Origin of the sequence: Amycolatopsis sp. WAC 04169, from assembly GCF_003947535.1 — a bacterium.
In the GTDB taxonomy this organism is placed as follows: Bacteria; Actinomycetota; Actinomycetes; order Mycobacteriales; family Pseudonocardiaceae; genus Amycolatopsis; species Amycolatopsis keratiniphila.
Genome location: NZ_QHJI01000011.1, coordinates 280,997 through 296,858, shown reverse-complemented (window position 1 = coordinate 296,858; position 15,862 = coordinate 280,997). Strand labels below are relative to the sequence as shown.

General features: G+C 70.0%; 17 protein-coding genes. 11 read left to right on the top strand and 6 right to left on the bottom strand.

Annotation, left to right across the window (positions count from 1 at the left end):
• The first annotated feature begins 199 nt into the window (after nt 1-199).
• Genes DMC61_RS30915 through DMC61_RS30900 form a run of 4 tightly spaced genes read left to right on the top strand, consistent with a single transcriptional unit; the run spans nt 200 to nt 3,915 of the window.
• Nucleotides 200-973 carry a DUF4333 domain-containing protein gene (locus DMC61_RS30915; RefSeq protein WP_063272921.1) on the top strand — a complete coding sequence of 258 codons (774 nt, stop codon included), beginning with the start codon at nt 200-202 and terminating at the stop codon, nt 971-973.
• Between the two features lie 41 nt (nt 974-1,014).
• Nucleotides 1,015-2,214, top strand: a complete 1,200-nt coding sequence (locus DMC61_RS30910; protein WP_125693594.1) for a GNAT family N-acetyltransferase — start codon at nt 1,015-1,017, stop codon at nt 2,212-2,214.
• Nucleotides 2,215-2,248: 34 nt separating this feature from the next.
• The gene (locus DMC61_RS30905) at nt 2,249-2,650 is read left to right on the top strand and encodes a DUF4333 domain-containing protein (RefSeq protein ID WP_125693592.1); all 402 of its coding nucleotides are present in this window, start codon (nt 2,249-2,251) and stop codon (nt 2,648-2,650) included.
• A gap of 44 nt (nt 2,651-2,694) precedes the next feature.
• Nucleotides 2,695-3,915 carry a GNAT family N-acetyltransferase gene (locus DMC61_RS30900; protein WP_125693590.1) on the top strand — a complete coding sequence of 407 codons (1,221 nt, stop codon included), beginning with the start codon at nt 2,695-2,697 and terminating at the stop codon, nt 3,913-3,915.
• A 57-nt stretch (nt 3,916-3,972) separates the two neighbouring features.
• Here the strand turns inward: DMC61_RS30900 and DMC61_RS30895 are convergent, their stop codons facing one another.
• The 3 genes from DMC61_RS30895 to DMC61_RS30885 form a co-directional block, all read right to left on the bottom strand.
• Entirely contained in the window at nt 3,973-4,941 is a 969-nt protein-coding gene (locus DMC61_RS30895) for a pirin family protein (RefSeq protein WP_125693588.1), read from the bottom strand.
• Entirely contained in the window at nt 4,938-5,882 is a 945-nt protein-coding gene (locus DMC61_RS30890; protein ID WP_016334193.1) for a 5'-3' exonuclease H3TH domain-containing protein, read from the bottom strand. The genes DMC61_RS30895 and DMC61_RS30890 overlap by 4 nt, the downstream gene beginning before the upstream one ends.
• A 75-nt stretch (nt 5,883-5,957) precedes the next feature.
• Complete coding sequence (locus DMC61_RS30885) at nt 5,958-6,494, bottom strand: NADPH-dependent FMN reductase (protein ID WP_125693586.1); 537 nt, start codon at nt 6,492-6,494, stop codon at nt 5,958-5,960.
• A gap of 118 nt (nt 6,495-6,612) precedes the next feature.
• Between DMC61_RS30885 and DMC61_RS30880 the strand changes: the two genes are divergently transcribed.
• Genes DMC61_RS30880 through DMC61_RS30855 form a run of 6 tightly spaced genes read left to right on the top strand, consistent with a single transcriptional unit; the run spans nt 6,613 to nt 10,600 of the window.
• Nucleotides 6,613-7,191, top strand: a complete 579-nt coding sequence (locus DMC61_RS30880) for a transcriptional regulator (RefSeq protein ID WP_125693584.1) — start codon at nt 6,613-6,615, stop codon at nt 7,189-7,191.
• Nucleotides 7,188-8,438, top strand: a complete 1,251-nt coding sequence (locus DMC61_RS30875) for an MFS transporter (RefSeq protein ID WP_125693582.1) — start codon at nt 7,188-7,190, stop codon at nt 8,436-8,438. The genes DMC61_RS30880 and DMC61_RS30875 overlap by 4 nt, the downstream gene beginning before the upstream one ends.
• Nucleotides 8,439-8,448: 10 nt before the next feature.
• Nucleotides 8,449-9,591: a Xaa-Pro peptidase family protein gene (locus tag DMC61_RS30870; RefSeq protein WP_125693580.1), complete on the top strand. Its 1,143-nt coding sequence runs from the start codon at nt 8,449-8,451 to the stop codon at nt 9,589-9,591.
• On the top strand, nt 9,588-10,040 hold the full coding sequence (locus DMC61_RS30865; protein WP_016334198.1) for an Lrp/AsnC family transcriptional regulator: 453 nt from the start codon (nt 9,588-9,590) through the stop codon (nt 10,038-10,040). The genes DMC61_RS30870 and DMC61_RS30865 overlap by 4 nt, the downstream gene beginning before the upstream one ends.
• Nucleotides 10,041-10,086: 46 nt before the next feature.
• Entirely contained in the window at nt 10,087-10,314 is a 228-nt protein-coding gene (locus DMC61_RS30860) for a hypothetical protein (protein ID WP_007035425.1), read from the top strand.
• Entirely contained in the window at nt 10,301-10,600 is a 300-nt protein-coding gene (locus DMC61_RS30855) for a hypothetical protein (protein WP_005150941.1), read from the top strand. Before DMC61_RS30860 ends, DMC61_RS30855 begins: the two co-directional genes overlap by 14 nt.
• Here DMC61_RS30855 and DMC61_RS30850 read toward each other — a convergent pair.
• Both DMC61_RS30850 and DMC61_RS30845 read right to left on the bottom strand, forming a co-directional pair.
• Nucleotides 10,597-11,670, bottom strand: a complete 1,074-nt coding sequence (locus DMC61_RS30850) for a GDSL-type esterase/lipase family protein (protein ID WP_125693578.1) — start codon at nt 11,668-11,670, stop codon at nt 10,597-10,599. The genes DMC61_RS30855 and DMC61_RS30850 overlap by 4 nt on opposite strands.
• A 70-nt stretch (nt 11,671-11,740) precedes the next feature.
• Nucleotides 11,741-12,643, bottom strand: a complete 903-nt coding sequence (locus DMC61_RS30845; protein ID WP_125693576.1) for a LysR family transcriptional regulator — start codon at nt 12,641-12,643, stop codon at nt 11,741-11,743.
• 96 nt (nt 12,644-12,739) lie between these two features.
• On the opposite strand from DMC61_RS30845, the gene DMC61_RS30840 reads away from it, so the two are divergent.
• On the top strand, nt 12,740-13,579 hold the full coding sequence (locus DMC61_RS30840) for an oxidoreductase (protein ID WP_125693574.1): 840 nt from the start codon (nt 12,740-12,742) through the stop codon (nt 13,577-13,579).
• 1 nt (nt 13,580) lies between these two features.
• Here the strand turns inward: DMC61_RS30840 and ovoA are convergent, their stop codons facing one another.
• Nucleotides 13,581-15,851: a 5-histidylcysteine sulfoxide synthase gene (gene ovoA, locus DMC61_RS30835; protein ID WP_125693572.1), complete on the bottom strand. Its 2,271-nt coding sequence runs from the start codon at nt 15,849-15,851 to the stop codon at nt 13,581-13,583.
• Nucleotides 15,852-15,862: the final 11 nt, after the last annotated feature.

Below are 15,862 nucleotides of genomic sequence, written 5' to 3'. Positions count from 1 at the left end.
CGACCGGAGCCGTCCTTACCGTTCAGGAGGCATTGGGCTGACCGGCGGAACGGACACACCTCCGGTGTGAGCACGGTCGCGGAGAGTTGGCCCGACACCAGCCGGGAACAGTGGGCAGGGGCGCCGACCTGTGGTTGGATCGCCCACGACGGCCATGCAGGTCGGCCGGTGACGATGGCGGAACAGGCGGAGGCGAACGATGAGCACGCCGTATGGCGGCAACGACCCGCAGCAGCAGCCCCAGTGGGGGCAGCAGCCGGGCTACGGCCAACAGCCGGGCGGCGCTCAACCGCCGAGCGGCCCGCAGCAGCAGCCGCAATGGGGCCAGCAGCCGCAGTACGACCCGTCGCAGACCCAGCAGCAACAGCCTCAGTGGGGTCAGCAGCCCGCGCCGTACGACCCGTCGCAGCAGCAGCCCGGGTATCCCCAGCAGGATCCTTCCCAGACGCAGCAACAGCAGCCTCAGTGGGGCCAGCAACCGCAGTACGGTCAGCAGCCGGGGTATCCGCAGAGCGGGCCCCAGCAGCAGCCCGGCTACCCGCAGAGCGGCCCGCAGCAGCAGCCCCAGTACGGGCAGCAGCAGGGCCAGTACGACTACGGCCAGAGCCAGTTCCCGGGCACGCAGGGCGAGGCGCAGGACAAGCCGAAGTCCAAGAAGGGCCTGTTCATCGGGATCGGCGCGCTCGTGGTGATCATCGCCGCGGTGGGCATCCTCGGGTTCGTCACGCCGGGCTGGTTCAACACCCAGGTGTTCAACAACACCCAGATGCAGACCGACGTGCAGAAGCTGCTCACCGAGACCTACGGGATCAAGGAGATCAGCGCGGTCACCTGCCCCTCCGGCCAGGAGGTCAAGGACGGTGTGAAGTTCACCTGCACCGCCACGATCGAGGGCAAGCCGCAGGAGGTGCCGATCACCGTGAAGGGTGACACCGGCAACTACGAGGTCTCGCCACCCGCCACCACCAAGTAAACCGCGGGCGCCGGGCACGGTCGATCCTGCATGATCGTGCCATGAGCGACTTTTCAGTGCGGCTGCTGCGGTCCGACGAGGAACGGGCCGCGACGGATCTGTTCAGGCGGGCCTTGCACGTCAAGGAGATGACCGATGAGGAATGGTCGGCCATCGCCCCGTCGATGCAGCCGGACCGTGGGTTCGGCGCGTTCGACTCGGAGCTGATCGGCACCCTCCGGTCCTTCGATTCGGAAGTGACGCTGCCCGGCGGCGGTACCACGCCGCTCGCCGCGGTCAGCCTGGTCGGCGTCCGCGCCGATCGCATCCGTCGTGGCGTGCTGACCGCGTTGATGCGCGCCCAGTTCGAGGATTTCGCCGCCCGTGGGGTTCCCGCGGCGATGCTGCACGCGTCCGAGGGCGCCATCTACGGCCGGTTCGGGTACGGCGTCGCGGTGCGGGCGAAGTCGATCGAGGTCGATCGGCGCCGTGCCCGGTTCCGTCCCGAAGCGCCCGCGGGTGGGCAGATCTCCCTCCTCGATCTCGAGAACACCATCGAGCAATGGCCTTCGCTCTTCGACGCACTCCCGCGCACCCGGCCCGGCATGATCGCGCGCAGCCCGCATCTGTGGCCGGGCTACGAACGCGAAGTGCGACGGGCGACAACGCCGGTCACGACGGCGGTGCACAGCGGCCCGGACGGCACCGACGGCTTCGTCACCTACACCGTCGAGCGAGCCCATTTCGGCGCTCCCGCGCTGCTGAAGGTCCAGTCCTTCCACTACGCGAATCCCGACGCGTTCGCCGGGTTGTGGCGTTACCTGCTGTCCGTGGACTTGGTCGACCAGGTCACCGCCGAGAAGCGGCCGCTCGACGAACCGGTCGAGCTGCTGTTCACCGATCCGCGTGCCGTGGCGGTGCAGAAGGTCCAGGACGAAGGCTGGTTCCGGCTGGTCGACGTCGAGCGGATGCTCGGCGCCCGCACGTACCGGGGTGAGCCGGTCGTCATCGAGGTCACCGATCCCTTCCTGGAGCACAACTCCGGCCGCTACCGCCTGTCCGAGGACGGCGCCGTCCGCACCACCGATCCGGCGGATCTCGAGCTGCACGCCGACACCCTGTCGATGGTGTACCTCGGCGGCTGGCGCCCCTCGGATCTCGCGTTCGCCGGACGCGTCCGCGCCACGAGTGAGAGCGTCCTGGAGCGAGCGGACCAGCTGTTCGGCACGCGGGTGAACCCCTGGTGCGGTACCTTCTTCTGACGTTGGATGATCACACCGGTGGGGGTGGAGAAGCTTGAGCAGGCGAGCCGTCGCGACGGTCGGTCTGTGTGGTGCCGCTTTCGCCGTGCTGGTGGCGTGTTCGGACACGCCGGCACCCGCACCGGCGACGAAGACCGTGACGGTCCCGCCGACGTCGAGAGCTTCGTCGAGCGCGCCCGCGACCTCCGGCGGTTCGTCCTCCTTCAACGCTCCGGGCAGGGTCTTCGACCCGAGGACGATGCAGGCGGACGTGCGGAAAATCCTCACCGAGACCTACCAGGTGAACGAGGTCGGCGACGTGCTGTGCCCATCGAACCAGAAGGTCCAGGACGGCAGCACGTTCACCTGCACCGTGCAGGTCGGCGGGGAGGGCAAGACCGTCACGATCACCGTCACCGGTGAAGAAGGCCGCTACGAAGTCGGCGCGCCCGGCTGAAAACCGGTTGGGGCTTTTCGGGGCCGGACGGCAGGATCCACGGTATGAGCGAATTCCTGGTGCGTGCCGTGGCCGAAGGCGAACAGCGAGCCTGTCTCGACGTCCTGTCGGAGTCGTTGCACGGCAAGCCCGCCACGGACGAGGTCTGGGCGAAGATGGCTCCGTCCTGGACCGCCGCGGGCAAATTCGCCGCGTTCGACGAGCACGGCACCCCGGTGGGGATCGCGAGTTCGTTCGACGTCGAGCTGACCGTCCCGGGTGGACAGAAGCTGGTCACGGCGGCCGTCGACGGTGTCGGCGTCCGTGCCGACTGGACGCGCCGCGGCATCCTGACCGAGATGATGGCCGTACAGCTGGAGGACTTCGCGGCGCGAGGTGTCCCACTGGCAGCGCTGCACGCTTCCGAAGCCGTCATCTACGGCCGCTTCGGGTACGGCCCGGCGACTTTCGGCAAAGGGGTGTCCATCGAGCGTCCGCGCGCCCGGCTTCGGGACGGCGTGGGCCGGGACGGCGAGGTCAGGTTCGTCACTCCCGCCGAAGCGGTGGAGCGCGTTCCCGCGCTGTACCAACGCTTCGAGGGAACACGACCGGGGTTCGTCTCCCGTCCGCCTGCCTGGTGGCCGGGCTTCTTCGAGCGGGTGGTGAAGGGGAACGACGGCTACCGGGTGGCGGTCCACAGTGGACCGGACGGTGACGACGGTTTCGTCGTTTACCAGAGCATCGACGCGCGTGACCGGCTGGCGCCGGAGCGTGGGGCGATCCTGGACGTCCGCGAACTCCATGCCGCGACACCACAGGCCTGGGCGGCGTTGTGGCGTTTCCTGCTGTCGATCGACCTGGTTTCGGCTGTCGCCGGACGGGGCCGCCCGCTGGACGAGCCGATCGCCGAACTGCTCACCGACCCGCGGGCGGTGAACACCACCGAGGTCATCGACGACCTGTGGCTGCGGCTCGTCGACGTCCTCGCGGCGTTGCGGGCGCGCTCCTACGGCGGCGCCGAACCCGTGGTGCTCGAAGTGCTCGACAAGCAGCTTCCGGACAACAACGGTCGCTACGTCGTGGGCCCGGACGGCGCGGAACGCACGACCGCCGAGGCCGATCTGCAGCTGGACGTGGCCACCTTGTCGTCGCTGTACCTCGGCCACGGTCTCTTCAGCGATCTGGCGCTGTCCGGGCGGGTCGAGGTGCTGGACGAGGTGGCGGTCGCTCGTGCCGACTCCCTGTTCCACACCGCGCGCTCGCCGTGGTGCGGGACGTTCTTCTAGGCCTGGACAGTAAGGACCGTCAGCGCCACGGCGCCTATCGAGCTTGCTCTCCCGCGGTCAGGACGGATTCCGTCGCGGTTTGATCCGCACCTGCGGCAACGTGGGTGCGGGCAGCCACGCCGTGCTGCCCTGGTAGCCCTCGACCCGGCCGAACCGGTCGGCCTGCGCCTGCCATGCCTCGCGGTACTCGGCGATGTCCTCGTGGCTGCGGCCCACGAAGTTCCACCACATCACGAGTTCCTCGGTGAACGGCGTCCCGCCGAGCAGGAGTACCCGAGCGGGTTCGGTGCCGGAGTTCGTCAGCTCCAAGCGCCCGGCTCCGGGCGCGAGGTAGGCGAGTTCTCCGGTACCCAGCGCGACGCCGGCGACGGTGACGGAGCCGATGTCCTGCAGGACGCCGTGTTCGAAGGCCGGATCGACGTCGAGGGCAGCGGTCGCGCCGGGCTCGACGGTGAGTTCGGCGCCCAGCAGGGGAGTGAACGCCGGGACCGGCGAGGTGGTCCCGGCGAGGGTGCCGAGGAAGACCCGCGCCGTGGCACCGGGCAGGTCGAGCAGCGGCGGCGCGTAGTGCCGGAAGTCCCGTGCGATGTCACGGTGTTCGCCGGGCAGCGCGATCCAGAGCTGGACGCCGTGCAGTGTCGCGGTGTCCGGTGTGGACACTTCGGAATGCGCGATGCCGTGCCCGGCGGTCATCAGGTTGAGCTCGCCCGGCCGCACCATGGCGTGGGTGCCGATGCTGTCGCGGTGCTCGATCTCGCCGCTGAACAGCCAGCTCGCGGTCTGCAATCCGGTGTGCGGATGCGGTGCGACGTCCATCCCGCCGGACGCCGAAACGTCCTGCGGGCCGTAGTGGTCGGCGAAACACCACGCGCCGATCAGCGACCGTTGCCGCTGCGGAAGGGTGCGGCGGACCCGGATCGCGCGTGGGCCGCCGAGCGGGACGTCGCGCGGGGTCAGCACGGTGACGCCTTCGCCCGGCCGTTCCTTGCACAGCAGCTCGGCCGGGTCGGCCTCGGTGTTGCTCATGACTTCGGGAGCGCGGCCAGCAGGCGCTCCACCGAACGGCCGAGATTCCAGCGCTCCGCGAGTTCCGCGACCTTGTCCGGGTCGGCGGGCTCGGACGGGACGGTGTCCGGGCGGGACTGCTCGACGGGCGCGTCGGCCGCCACCCGGACGACGGTCGGGGCCACCGCGAGGTAGTCGGCGGCGTCGGTCAGCCGAAGCCTGGTCTTGAGCGGGACCCGCGAATCGCCCGCGTTCGACGCCTCGATCAGCTCCTGCAGCGAACCGAACTGGGTGATCAGCTTCGCCGCGGTCTTCTCGCCGATCCCGGCGACACCGGGCAGCCCGTCGGACGGGTCGCCACGCAGCGCGGCCATGTCGGCGTATCCGGGACCGGCGTTCCCCGCCGGGATCCCGTACTTCTCGGCGATTTCGTCCGGGCCGAGGACTTCGGCCTTGTTCCAGCCCTTGCCGACATAGATGACCACTGTGGACGTCGGCTCACGGCGCACCAGCTGGAACAGGTCGCGGTCACCGGTGATGACCTCGACCGGCGAGTCCTGCTCGCGGATCGCGAGGGCGCCGATGACGTCGTCGGCCTCGTACCCGGCCGCCTCGGCCGTCGCGATGCCGAAGGCCTCCAGCAGTTCGAGGATGATCGGGACCTGCGGGGTCAGCGTGTCCGGCACCTCTTCGACGTCACTGCCTTCCGGGACCTCTTCGGCCACCCGGTGCGCCTTGTAGCTGGGCAGCAGATCGGTGCGGAACTTCGGCCGCCAGTCCGCGTCGAGGCACGCCACGAGCCGGGAAGGCCGCCGGTCGACGAGGATCCGCGCGATCGTGTCGGTGAACCCGCGCACGGCGTTGACCGGTGTCCCGTCCGGGGCGGTCATCGAGTCGGGCAGGGCGTAGAACGAGCGGAAGTAGAGGCTCGCGGAATCGAGGAGAGCGAGTGGTCCGGTCACGCGGACAGCCTGCCATGTCCCGCGCCGGATGTCCGTGAAGGACCCGACCCCCAGCCGGGTCCTCCACGGACGGCGTCAGGCCGCGTAGGGCCGCACGCGGCGTGCGTCGCGGAGGGCGTTGGCCCACCAGTTCAGCTGGTCCAGCAGCGTGGTGGCCGCGGCGGAAGCGCCTTCGAAGTCGTCGTGCGCGCCGTCCGGGCCGAAGTGGTTCCAGGCGTAGGGGAAGCTCACGGTTTCGCGGATGGTGGCGGCGTGGAGCTCGGCGAAGACCGGGCGCAGGTGTTCCACCGCGCGCAGGCCGCCCGAGATGCCGCCGTAGGAGACGAAGGCGACCGGCTTGCCGTGCCACTCGGGGCCGGTGGCGTCGAGTGCGGTCTTGAGCGGGCCGGGGTAGCTGTGGTTGTACTCGGGGACGATCACGACGACGGCGTCCGCGCCGGCGACGCCGGGGGAGAGGTCGCCCGGGGATTCGGCGAGGTCGATGACGGACAGGGTGACGTCGTCGCGCTGTTTGGCGCGGTCGAGGAACCAGTTCGCGACGACGGGGGCGAAGCGGCCCTCGCGGACGCTGCTGATCACGACGGCGAGCTGGTAAGGCGAGTTCGTTGTCATGGGGAAGACCGTAAAACCTGTACTTAACTTGAAGTCAAACTCCAGAATCACCGAATATCGGGGTCTAACCGCAGAGAACTCTTTGCAAAGAACTCTCTGCGGTCTTAGGGTGTAGCGCATGGGGAAGAACGAGAGGTATCTCGCGCGGGTCGACGGCCGCATCCTGAGGGCGCTGTCGCATCCACTGCGCGTCAAGATCCTGGAGTTGCTGCGGGAGGACGGCCCGGCGACGGCCTCCGGGCTGGCGAAACGGGTGGGGGAGAGTTCCGGGACCACGAGCTGGCATCTGCGGCAGCTGGCCGAATCCGGGCTGATCGTGGAAGACGCCGATCGAGGCAGCCGACGTGACCGATGGTGGAAGGCGGTGCACGAGGGCGACCAGATGCGTGCCCGGGACTTCATCGACGATCCCGATCTCGCCGGTCCGTTCAACGCATACGCCCACACGATGATCGAGCGCCGCTACGCAGCCGAAGCGCAGTTCGTCGCCGAAGTGCGGGACTGGGCCGACGAGTGGATCGACAAGGTCAGCTTCCATGACTCGCCTCTTTCGTTGACACCGGACGAGGCCGCCGCGCTGAGCGACGAGATCCTCGAGGTGATCGGCCGCTATCGCCGCCCGGAGAGGGACGGTGACACCCAGGTCCGGGTGCACTGGGCGGCCTTCCCGAGGAAAGCCCGGCCGGAGACGCCATGAGCCGGATGCCGCTGGGGGCCTTGGTTACGGCGTCGGGATTCTCGTCGGCCGGCGTGATGATGACGCTGCTCGCGATTCCCTGGTTCGTCCTGCAAAGCACCGGGAGCGGCACCAAGACCGGCATCGTCACCGCGGCCGAGGTGCTGGGCCTGATGGTCGCCGCATTGCTGGGCGGGCCGGTCGTGGACCGGGTCGGCCCCCGCCGGGCCAGCGTCGGCGCCGACCTGCTGACCACCGTGACGGTGCTCTTGATCCCGCTCGCGATGGCCACCACCGGGCTCAGCCTGCCCGGGCTCGTCGCGTTGTCCTTCGTGATGGGCGTTTCCCGCGGCCCCGCCGACACGGCGAAGCAGGTGCTGCTTCCCGGTGTCGCCGAACTCGGCGATGTCCGCATGAGCCGGGCGGCGAGCGCGGTCGAGGCGGCGATGAGAACCGGCAGGATGGCGGGCGGACCCGCCGCCGGCGCGCTGATCGCGGTGATCGGGCCCATTCCGGTCCTGTTCGTCGACGCGGGCGCGCTCCTGGTGTCCGCGGCGCTGATCTTCGCGCTCATCCCGGTCGCGGCCGGTCCGCCGAGGCCGCCGTCGGGCGGCTATCTCAAGCAGCTGCGCGAGGGGCTCGGATACGTCAAACGCGACGCGGTGCTGCGTGCGATCGTCGGCATGCTGATGCTCACCAACAGCCTCGACTTCGGGCTGCTCGGCGTCCTGTATCCGGCCTACGGCGACCAGGTCCTGCACAGCACCGCCCTCATCGGCGCGATGATCACCGCGGTCGCGGCGGGGGCACTGCTCGGCTCGGCGATCTACGGCTGGGTCGGCCACCGGTTCTCCCGCCGGACCGCGATCCTCGTCGCCGTCGGCATCGAGGGCGCGCCGAGGTTCGCCTTGCTCGCGCTGGAACCCGCGCCGCCGGTCCTGCTCGCCGGTCTGGTGGTCGCCGGGATCGGGGCGGGCGCGCTCAATCCGATCCTGCTGCCCGTGGTCTACGAGCGGGTTCCCGAAGCCGTCCGCGGCCGCGTGCTCAGCCTTCTCGTGGGCGGGGTGCTCGCCGCGATGCCGCTCGGCTCGATGGCGGCGGGTCTGCTGCTGGACGGGATCGGGCTCGTCGGCGCGCTCGCCGTGTTCGGTGGTCTGTACCTGATCGCCGGTGGCTTCCCGGCGATCTTCCGGGTCTGGCGCGGACTCGACGATCCCGCCCCGATCGGGGGTGACCGGCCGGTGAGCCAAGGGGCGCGGACCGACTAGGCTCGCCATCATGTCGCGCCGTTCCCTTCACAACCCAGCCCCCGACGCCGCCAGCCTCCGCGCCCGCCTCGACCGGGCCCGCGCCGCGGCGGCCGCCGCCGACACCGACGCCCTGCTGATCGCACCCGGCTCGGACCTGCGCTACCTCATCGGCCAGGCCGGGGGCTCGTTCGAACGGCTGACCACGCTGGTGATCCCGGCCGACGGCGTTCCGGCGCTGGTCCTGCCGAAGCTGGAGGCCCCCGGTTACGCGGACGTCCCCGCCGACGAACTCGGCATCGAGATCGTCACCTGGGTCGACGGCGACAACGCCTACGAACTCGTCGCCGACCGGCTGGGCAAACCCGGCCGCGTGGCGGTCAGCGACTTCACCCCGGCGCTGCACGTGCTCGCGTTCCGCGGCGCGCTCGGCGACGACGACCAGACGCTGGCCGGCCCGATCGTGCGTGAGCTGCGGATGCGCAAGGACGCGGCCGAGATCCAGGCGATACGCGACGCGGGAGCGGCGATCGACCGCGTGCACGCCCGCGTGCACGAATGGCTGCGCCCCGGCCGCACCGAGGCCGAGGTCGGCGCGGACATCACCGCCGCCATCGTCGAGGAGGGCCACACCCACGCCGACTTCGTGATCGTCGGTTCGGGCCCCAACGGCGCCAGCCCGCACCACGACGTCTCCGAGCGGGTGATCGAGCGCGGCGACGTCGTCGTGGTCGACATCGGCGGTCCGATCGCCGAGGGCTACAACTCCGACTCCACCCGCACGTACGCGGTCGGCGAGCCGCGTGACGCCGACGTCGCCGAGACGTACGCCGTGCTGCAGCGCGCCCAGAAGGCCGCCGTCGACGCCGTCCGTCCGGGTGTCACCGCAGAGTCGATCGACGCCGCCGCGCGCGACATCATCGCCGAGGCGGGGTACGGCGAGTACTTCATCCACCGCACCGGTCACGGCATCGGCCTCGACGTGCACGAGGAGCCCTACATCATCAAGGGCAACGCGCTGCCGCTCGAGCCGGGCATGGCCTTCAGCGTCGAGCCCGGCATCTACCAGCCCGGCCGCTGGGGCGCCCGCATCGAGGACATCGTCGTGGTCACCGAGGACGGCGTCGAATCGGTCAACCAGCGCCCGCACGACCTGATCGTGCTCGACGCATGACCGGTTCCCTGGAGCCGCTGGACCAGGCCATCGTGCAGGAACTGGCCGCCGACGGGCGGCGCAGTTTCACCGATCTGGCCGAACGGGTCGGGCTTTCGGTGTCGGCGGTGCACCAGCGGGTGCGCCGCCTGGAGCAGCGCGGGGTCATCCTCGGCTACACGGCGCGGCTCGACGGCGAGCAGATCGGCCTGCCGCTGACGGCGCTGATCTCGCTGACGCCGAACGATCCGGCCGCGCCGGACGACTACCCGCAGCGTCTGGAGCACATCAAGGAGATCGAGTCCTGCTACTCGGTCGCCGGGGACGAGTCGTACATCCTCCTGGTCCGCGTGGCGTCGCCGCTCGGCCTGGAGGATCTGCTCCGCCGGATCCGCGAGTCCGCGAAGGTCTCGACCCGGACCACGGTGGTGCTTTCGACGCCGTTCGAGGGGCGTTCGCCCACCCTGTGAGACGAGAGAACGGGTGGGCTTGCGCGGCGCTGGTACGATAAAAGGTATGGCAACACGTAAGGTCACTCTCTCACTCGACAGTGGTGCGCTCGAGTTCGCCGAGCGAGCCGCGAAGGCACACGGGATCTCGGTCTCGTCGTGGTTGTCCAAAGCGGCCCGCAGGGAGGCCGTGCGCACCGGATACACCCCGCAGCGCGCCCCGGTCGAACCGTCCGCCGAATCGGACGAGGCCGAGCTGACCGCCGCGGAGAAGGATCTGCGTGCACAGGGGTGAAGTCTGGACGTACCACCCCCCGACCGAACCGGCACGGCAGCGCACCGTCGTCCTGCTGTCCTCGGACGGGGTGAACGAATCCGAGCGGCCGTGGCTGCTCGGCACCGAACTGCTGGACCGTGACCCGCAGGACATCCTCGGCGTCGCCGTCGACGCGCGGTACTGGGTCTCCACGCTGAACCTCACGCGCCTGTACCGGCCGTGGTTCGACGAGAAGATCGCGGAGATCGACCAAGAGGTCCAGGAGCGCATCGACATCGCGTTGCGCGCCGCTCTCGACCTCTAGCGCGCGACCACCTCGGGCGCGGCGTGCAGTTTGCCGTCGGGTCCGGAGAGGCACGACGCGTTGCCCCCGCGCGCGGCGAGGAATTCGTTGAGGCAGTTCGCGATCTGCGCGTGGCCGTTGGCGTTGGGGTGGAAGGACTCCTGCAGCGCGTGGCTCGCGCGGTCGACCTGGCCGAGGTCGCGCAGTTGCAGGGTCAGCCTGCTGAACCACTCGTTCGCCGGTTCGCTGCTGCACGCTTCGCGCCCGGCACCGGCTCGCGAGAGGTCAAGGAAGCGTGCGCTGGTCGCCCGCGAAGCCTGCTTGAGCCCGTCCGAGAGGACGGAGACGCCGTCACGGCGCATCCACTCCAGATCCTCGGTGCGGAACGGGCAGCCGTTCAGGCTGCGCAGCGCCTCCGGGATCTGCGGACCGACCGGCGAGGCGTACGACATCAGCACGAGCTGGTAGTCCGCCGGGACGTAGCCCGCTTGTGCCAGCACCTTCTTGACGTCGGCGACGGCGTTGGTCACCTTCGGCACCATGGCGTCCACTTTGGACTTCCAGGTGGTGCGAAGGGCCGCGCTGCACGGCGGGTTCTGCGGGGAGAACCACGCCTTGAAGCACTCGTTGACCTGAGCGGAGAACTTCGGCTCGTCGTTCGCGCCGATCGCGATCACCACCGCGGCGACCCGGTGATCCTTGATCAGGTTCGCGAGTTGCTGCGCCTGCGACGGCTCCGTCCACTGCTTGGCCTCGCCCAGGGCGATCTGCTCCGAGGGCGCTCCCGAACACGCGAGGTTCACGCGCGCGGTGACGTCGGGGATCTTGATCTGTTCGACGAAGGCGTTGGGGGAGCGGTGGCACCAGTTGCCGCCCTGCCCGTTGGTGGTGGGCGTGTAGTCGCCCGCGCCCTCGCCGGAAACGGTGCTGTCGCCGATGGAGACGACCGTCAGCGGCCCCGTCCCCGGCGGCCCTTGGCGCGGGGACGGTTGCCCTGGGCGGCCTTCCGACCCGGTAAAGGCAATGAACCCGACGAGAACCACCACGAACGTGAGCGCGAGAGCACCCCACCACCACCGGAAACGTCGCATCGTCACCGGATTCTACGGACCCCGTGGCCCGAGAGGGTGATCATGGCGGTGTGACGGTCGCGATGCCTGGTCAGCCCGCCTCCGTCAGGTCCGTTCCGGCCGCCAGCTCCGTGACGATGTCGAGCACGCCGGGCAGCGCGGGCTTGTCGTTCTCCGGCGACCAGGCCACCACCGTCCGGGCGGTGTCGCCCGTCAGCGGTACGAACACCACCCCGCTCCGGCGCAGGCTGTGCGAAGAGCGGGCCAGCCTGGTCACGCCGATGCCCGCGGCGACGAGACCGAGCAGCCCTTGCACGGTCGCGGCCCGCTGGACGACGCGCGGCGTGAAGCCGGCGGCCGCGAATTCGTCGTCGTAACGGCGATGCCAGGGCTCCCAGGAACTTCGTGGGGTGAGCACCCACGGCTCGTCCGCCAGGTCAGCGAGGTTCAGTTCGGCCGCGGCCGCGAGCCGATGTCCCTCCGGGAGGACGGCGCAGACCTCCTCGGTGATCAGGGTGCGGGTCTCGAAGCCCTCGATCAGGGGAGGCCGGGTGAAGATCAGGTCGTAGCGGCCGGTGGCGAGCCCGTCGACGAGCGGCGCGATCTGGGTGTCGTCCGTGGTGAGGGTGAGATCGGGGAGCCGCTCGCGGACCGCGCGCACCACCGGCGGGAGCAGGTAGTTGGCCGTGGTGGTGAGGAACCCGAGGCGCAGCGTGCCGAGTTCGCCGCGCACCGCCCGGTCCAGTACCGCCAGCGCCTCGTCGTTGCGGGCCAGCACCGCGCGGGCCTCCGGCAGGAACAGCGATCCGATCTCGGTGAGCCGGGTCCCGCGGCTGTCGCGCCGCAGCAATCTCGCGCCGAGAACCCGTTCCAGCACGGTGATCTGCTGCGAAAGCGACTGCTGGGCGATGTGCAGGCGCCGCGCGGCCTTCGTGAAGCTCGCGTCCTCGGCGACGGCGACGAAATAGCGCAACTGCCGCAACTCGGGGGTCACAGGCTTTGACTGTAGCCGCACCAGGGAACCGGTGTTGGCGGCACAGGCACGGCCTTCGCACGATGGGTCGCAGGAACTTCACTGGAGGAAACAGGAATGACGAAGGAAACCGACGGCCGCGTCTGGCTGATCACCGGCTGCTCGTCCGGGTTCGGCAGGCATCTCGTGCTGGCCGCGCTCGACGCGGGTGACCGCGTGATGGCCACGGCGCGCCGTCCGGAGACGCTCGCCGGACTGGAAGAACTCGGCAAGGGCCGGGTGCGCACCGCGGCGCTCGACGTCACCGACCCGGCGCAGATCGAGGCAGCCGTACAAGCGACGCTCACCGAGTTCGGCCGGATCGACGTCCTGGTCAACAACGCCGGCCATGGTTCGGTCGGCGCGGTCGAGGAACTGACCATGGCCGAGCTGCGGTCGCTGATGGACGTGATGTTCTTCGGTGCCGTCGAGATGACGAAGGCCGTCGTGCCCCACCTTCGGGCGCAGGGAAGCGGCGCGATCGTGCAGATGAGCTCGATGGGCGGTCAGCAAAGCCCGCCCGGCTTCGGGGCTTACTGCTCGGCGAAGTTCGCGCTGGAGGCGATGTCGGAGTCCCTTGCCGCGGAAGTCGCGCCGTTCGGCGTGAAGGTGCTGATCGTGGAGCCCGGCGCGTTCCGGACCGAATTCGGCGGCAGCCGGTTGCACCGTTCCCGGGTGATCGACGCCTATCGCGAGTCGACGGGTGAAATCCGGGATTTCGTCGAGGGGATGGACGGTTCGCAGCCCGGTGACCCGGCGAAGGCCGCCGCCGCGATCCTGAAGGTGCTGGACAGCGACGACGCGCCCTTACGGCTCGCGCTCGGCGACGACGCTGTCGACGGGCTGCGAGCCACGCACGAGGCTAGGGCGGCGGAGCTGGCCGCCTGGGAAGAGCTGAGCCGCTCCACCGCCCTCTGAATCAGCGTTTGCGCCAGATGGAGACCTCCAGGTCGGTGATCTCGTACCGGTGCCCGTCGGCCTTGGTCAGGCTCGCTTCCGTGTCTTCCGACAGCAGCTCGAACGCCTCACCGAGGACGTTCGCGAGCTCGGCGGCCGAAGCCCGGGGGAGTGCCACGAGCAGGAGCCCTCCGGCGCGCAGGAAGTTCTCCGAGCCGGCGAGCGGGCGCAGGTAGCCCGCGGCGCCGCCGAGCCGGTCGAAGGCATCCGCCACGACCACGCCGTCGAACGTGCCGAGCGCCGCGGGTGGGCGACCGGCCTCGGCGAGGGTGAAGGACACGCCGCCGCCGGGCGCGATCGACGGCCGCCGCGCGTGCGGCTCCCCGCGTCCCGGCACTCGATAGCCGACGTCCCAGCCCTCGGCGAGCCGGTCCGCCGCCGCGACGAACGCCGGCCGGTCGTCCAGGCCGACGACCTCGATCGGCCGCCCGGCCAACGAGAAGGCCAGCCCACCAGCGGCGGTGGCGAGGTCGGCGACCCGCCGCAACTCGACCCCGGCTTCGTCGGCGGCTTCGAAGAACCTCCGGGCCAGCCGGTCCGGATGACCGACGGTCGCGGCCAGCGGATGCCCCGCCCGGCCGAAGACCTGTTCGGCGGTGCCGTACTGGCTGAGCAGGGCCCGGTCGAGCTCCGTCCTGGCCGCACCGTCCTCAGTGGACTCCGGCGCGACGACCAGCCTGATCCCCGCCTGCTGCAGGAAATGCGGCCGGTAGAAGTGCCGCGCCCAGATGCTGCCCAGCTCGCCGGTGCTGATGTAGGCGCCGCCCAGGATCAGCTGATGCTGACCGCCGTAACTGGGCACCGAGAAGTCCTCGTAGTACGGGTGCGGGGTGAAGCCGTCGAGCGGGTTGAAGGTGTCCTCGCTCCACGCCCACAGGTTGCCGCCCGCGTCGTGCAGACCCTGCGACGTCGTCGGCGAGTGGTCGACCGGGCCCTCCGAACCCCAGGCCAAGCCCAGGTTGATGCCTGTCTCACGCAGCTGCGCGCCGTCGAGCCGCATGACGACGTCGTCCGCGACGCCAGGGCGTTCGGGAAGGTCGCGCAGCAGGAAGTACTCCGCCTCGGTCGGCAGCCGGTACTCCCGTCCGTCCTTTTCGGACCGCCAGGCGGCGAAGGCCTTGGCCTCGTGGTAGTTCACCACCACCGGCCAGTCCCACGGCATGTCGATCTCGTCGAACAGCGTCCGCAACCGGAACGCGTGCAGCCCGGTCGGTCCGGTGGGCACCCAGAACCGCGGCCACTTGGTGTTGCGGAAGCGACGCCACGCCTCGCCCTCCGCCGACCACAACTCCGGCCGACGGTAGCCGCCGTCGGCGACGAAACCGTGGAACTCGCCGTTGCTCACCAGACAGCGGGCCGCCTCGAAATCGGGCAGCTCCTGACGGCGTGAGCCGTACGCGCTGTCCCAGCCGTAGGACGGGAAGGACTGCGGCTTTCCCAGCCGCGCCGTGCGCCCGGGCACGGTGACGGTGTCGTTGGCGGGCACGGAACCCGGTTCGGGCTTGCCGGTCTCGGTGGTGCGGCGCAGCGGCGACGGTGCGGGCCACTCGGCGGGCCGTTCGACCAGGCTCGGCCGCATTTCGCGGATCAGCACCGAACTGGTCTCCAGGTGGATGCGGTCGTGCTCGATCGCCAGCAGCAGTGCCCACGCCTGGTCGTCCATCGTCACCGGGCGCCCGAGATCCGGGGCGAACGGCGTGCGCTCGATGATGCCGACGACCGTCCGGTACACCTCGGCGCGGTAGTCCTTCACCTCCGAAACCGACGGCCACACCATGTCGTTCTTCGACATGTCGTCCCACGAGTTCTCGTCGACGCCCATTTCCAGGACGTGCTCGAGATAGGCGTCGATCGGCGCGTCCAGCAGCCCGGAGACCCGCAGCTTGTTGACGTACAGCGCGGTCGTGTGGCCGTAGTAGAAGATCATCGGGTGCCGCAGGTTGTGGTCCGGAGGACGGTAGAAGGCCTCCGCGCCCTTCAGTCCGGCGAACAGCACCTCGTGCAGCGTCCACGCGTTGTCGAAGTAATCCAGCACTTCTTCTCTGCTGCATACGGAGAGATCGGGCAGCGGCAGCGCTCTGATCTCGCCGGATTCGGCCACGCCGGGGCAGCGGCCGGGTTCGGGGCGGACCCCGGTGTACCACCACTGTGGATCGCGGGCTCCGTTCAGCCGCTCGTCGGAGTGCTTTACCGCATTTCTCTCCCAAGGTTCCAAGGTGGACGTCGACGTCATGTGACCTCACT

Excerpts from the sequence above, each read along its gene's own strand:
- DMC61_RS30915 (WP_063272921.1), top strand. The coding sequence starts at position 200 with ATGAGCACGCCGTATGGCGGCAACGACCCGCAGCAGCAGCCCCAGTGG.
- DMC61_RS30910 (WP_125693594.1), top strand. The coding sequence starts at position 1,015 with ATGAGCGACTTTTCAGTGCGGCTGCTGCGGTCCGACGAGGAACGGGCC.
- DMC61_RS30900 (WP_125693590.1), top strand. The coding sequence starts at position 2,695 with ATGAGCGAATTCCTGGTGCGTGCCGTGGCCGAAGGCGAACAGCGAGCC.
- DMC61_RS30895 (WP_125693588.1), bottom strand. The coding sequence starts at position 4,941 with ATGAGCAACACCGAGGCCGACCCGGCCGAGCTGCTGTGCAAGGAACGG.
- DMC61_RS30885 (WP_125693586.1), bottom strand. The coding sequence starts at position 6,494 with ATGACAACGAACTCGCCTTACCAGCTCGCCGTCGTGATCAGCAGCGTC.
- DMC61_RS30880 (WP_125693584.1), top strand. The coding sequence starts at position 6,613 with ATGGGGAAGAACGAGAGGTATCTCGCGCGGGTCGACGGCCGCATCCTG.
- DMC61_RS30875 (WP_125693582.1), top strand. The coding sequence starts at position 7,188 with ATGAGCCGGATGCCGCTGGGGGCCTTGGTTACGGCGTCGGGATTCTCG.
- DMC61_RS30870 (WP_125693580.1), top strand. The coding sequence starts at position 8,449 with ATGTCGCGCCGTTCCCTTCACAACCCAGCCCCCGACGCCGCCAGCCTC.
- DMC61_RS30865 (WP_016334198.1), top strand. The coding sequence starts at position 9,588 with ATGACCGGTTCCCTGGAGCCGCTGGACCAGGCCATCGTGCAGGAACTG.
- DMC61_RS30860 (WP_007035425.1), top strand. The coding sequence starts at position 10,087 with ATGGCAACACGTAAGGTCACTCTCTCACTCGACAGTGGTGCGCTCGAG.
- DMC61_RS30850 (WP_125693578.1), bottom strand. The coding sequence starts at position 11,670 with ATGCGACGTTTCCGGTGGTGGTGGGGTGCTCTCGCGCTCACGTTCGTG.
- DMC61_RS30840 (WP_125693574.1), top strand. The coding sequence starts at position 12,740 with ATGACGAAGGAAACCGACGGCCGCGTCTGGCTGATCACCGGCTGCTCG.
- ovoA (WP_125693572.1), bottom strand. The coding sequence starts at position 15,851 with ATGACGTCGACGTCCACCTTGGAACCTTGGGAGAGAAATGCGGTAAAG.